The organism is Neobacillus cucumis (assembly GCF_023715505.1).
The window spans coordinates 1-2,653 of sequence record NZ_JAMBOH010000073.1; the positions used below are offsets into that span (position 1 = coordinate 1).

A 2,653-nucleotide genomic window follows, 5' to 3' on the forward strand; every position below is an offset into this window, starting at 1 on the left:
TGTTCGCAATAGGTAAGCATTTGAAGTTATCTCCAGCTTTTCCCCTGCTCCACACGGAACGTGATAGTTTCCCATCATTCCGCGTTCCATCTATCTATACATTGGTAAATTATAAGTTCCATGTTACTCAAGATATTTAGTCTACTTAATGGGGTCCAAACCGCATTTTTCGCGGTATTTGTTTAGTTTATTTAATATTGAGATGTCATTTTTAAATTCCATTAAGCGTTCCTTAATTTCCATTTGGTTTGTCTGATGAATTGCTATGTGTACATCTTTATGGATAATTCTTAGATTATTGAAAGAATCATCACCGCCAAGGTGAACAGGAATGTAGTGGTGGCAATGGACTTCGTTAGCTTGGAGAAAGACTCCCGTGATTTCGCATTGTCCCATTTTCATACTGTATCGACTAATTCGATTATCCATGTATTCTACACTCCGTGATGGAAGTGTTGACTTCATCAGTAAGGAAATTTGGAATTGAATATCCGATTGTAATTGCTTGTGTATAAATCGCCTACCTTCGGCAGTAAATGGGGTCAAATACTGACTGAAGTTCATTGCATTTTTCGTTTTCACATCTGCAATAGGAAAAAGATATACATTTGCTACTTTGAACGTCCTATAACCCGATTCATAAAACTTTTTGTATGTTGGTGGCGGGTTAAGAGGGTGTTCATACTTCCCAACCGACTTAAGACTGTTATATATGAAAGTGCGCACATCGTAGGCAAGACGTGAGAACTCAATGTTGACGTGTGTTGCACGACTAAAATAGTTATGAATCCCTAAGACAAAGCTGTTGAAAAGAAGTGCATTTTGAGTAGTTGGAGATGATTTGATTTTTCGAATATATCGCTTTATCTCTGTTTTCATTTTTCGGCATTTATTCGATTTAATGCCTGTATGTGCTACTCTTTTCTTTCCTTTTATATTAGCCCGAATCGTGAAGCCTAGAAACTCAGATTCTCTTTTTCTCAGATTAATTATCTGGGATTTTTCTGGTGATATATCTAGTTTCAAGCGTTCTTTTAGATAAGACTTTACGGCATGATACCACTTCTGTGCGGTTTTCCAATCTCGACAGAGAATTTTAAAATCGTCCGCATAGCGGACGAGGTACCCTTCTTTCAGATTGGTTCGCTTTTTCGCATATCTTTCCCCTTCAGGGGTTTTGTATGTTTTTTTCAAGGGGAAGGTTTCCCATTGGTTTGCCACCCATTGGTCTAGGTCATTTAGTACAATATTTGATAATAATGGAGATAGGAGTCCACCTTGCGGTGTTCCCTTTGTAGGTCTACCTTCTCCATCAATTTCTGCCTTTAGCATTTTAGAAATACAGGCTAGAACTTTTCTGTCTCTAATACCTATATTCCATAGTTGTTTAATCAATAAGCTGTGGTTAATATTATCGAAGAACCCCATAATATCAATATCCATAACGTAATGAAAAGAGGCTTGGTTAATCAAAAATTGTACTCTTGCCATCGCATGATGAGTTGACCGAAGAGGTCTAAAACCGTAACTATGTTTGTAGAATCTAGCTTCCATAATAGGTTCAAGAACTTGCTTAAAGCATTGTTGAATCAATCTGTCTATGATACATGGAATCCCAAGTGGTCTCCACTTACCGTTATCTTTTTCGATAAGTTTCCTTCTTACTTTTTTAGGTTGATAGTTTCTTAACCTGTTTTGGATTTCCGTTACTATTTGGTCGTCAGATAGTTTTTTAATATCGTCAATTGTTTTCTTGTCTGTTCCTGGAGTCTTTGAGCCTTTGTTGGACTTAATGGTACGATAAGCCAACAAGATGTTTTTTCGTGAAGTTATAACATCGTACAAATAATAGAATGATTCCCTTTTAGACGATTTGGTATATAACTCAGAAAAAGTCTTGGTCATGTCGTAGTAGTCCCAATACCTTATCGTTTGCACTGTGGCATCTCCTCTTCGAGGTGGTGTTCCCACGTTCTTACCCGATCGGTGCAATTAACTTTTGGAAAATAATCTTTATGTATAGTTAGACTTGGGGCTGTTCCTCCCATCTCATTACAAGATGTTCCTCGGTCGTACCCCTACCCTCACAAGGATAAATGCATTTCGACTTATGTCTTATAGCAGCCGTTAAAGGTGACAGCCTTTGTTTCAACGTTCCTTGCTTTCCAAGTACCTTACAACGTAGCTATCCATTCTAAACGTAGGTGTTTCCTTTAAGCCTGTGAGCTGGATACCGCCATTGTTCGATATAGTGTATTTCATAGGATGCATTTTTACTTTACACCACTCACCCCTTCGTAAGAAGGGACATAAGTTTCCTTATGTTCTAACTTTAGACCCTTACCTTCGGAAGTTCGTCAGTTCTTTGCCAGTTGAACTATTCTCACCATTTCTAGTTTTTCAGCCATGCGGTCTATCCTTAGGCATACCTTTTCCAAAGGAACGGCTTTAGCCTTTGTTCAACCGACTCTACCTGTGCTTCACACCCCGTGACCTGTCAGTCAAGACGCATGCAGGAGTATTGATGAGATAGTTTCAGGAAACATGGTTCCTTCATTCCTATCTTCCGTTGTAAAGTTGAAGTTCAAGAATGAACTTCCTGTATTTCACGCGCTAAACGCTTATAACAGAACTTGTCGCGCGCACCCGTTAG

The 2,653-nt window shown here is 38.7% G+C and carries 1 protein-coding gene; it reads right to left on the bottom strand.

The features are described 5' to 3' along the window. Positions 1–141: 141 nt before the first annotated feature. The gene (gene ltrA, locus M3226_RS31210) at positions 142–1,938 is read right to left on the bottom strand and encodes a group II intron reverse transcriptase/maturase (RefSeq protein WP_251573377.1); all 1,797 of its coding nucleotides are present in this window, start codon (positions 1,936–1,938) and stop codon (positions 142–144) included. Between the last annotated feature and the right edge of the window lie 715 nt (positions 1,939–2,653).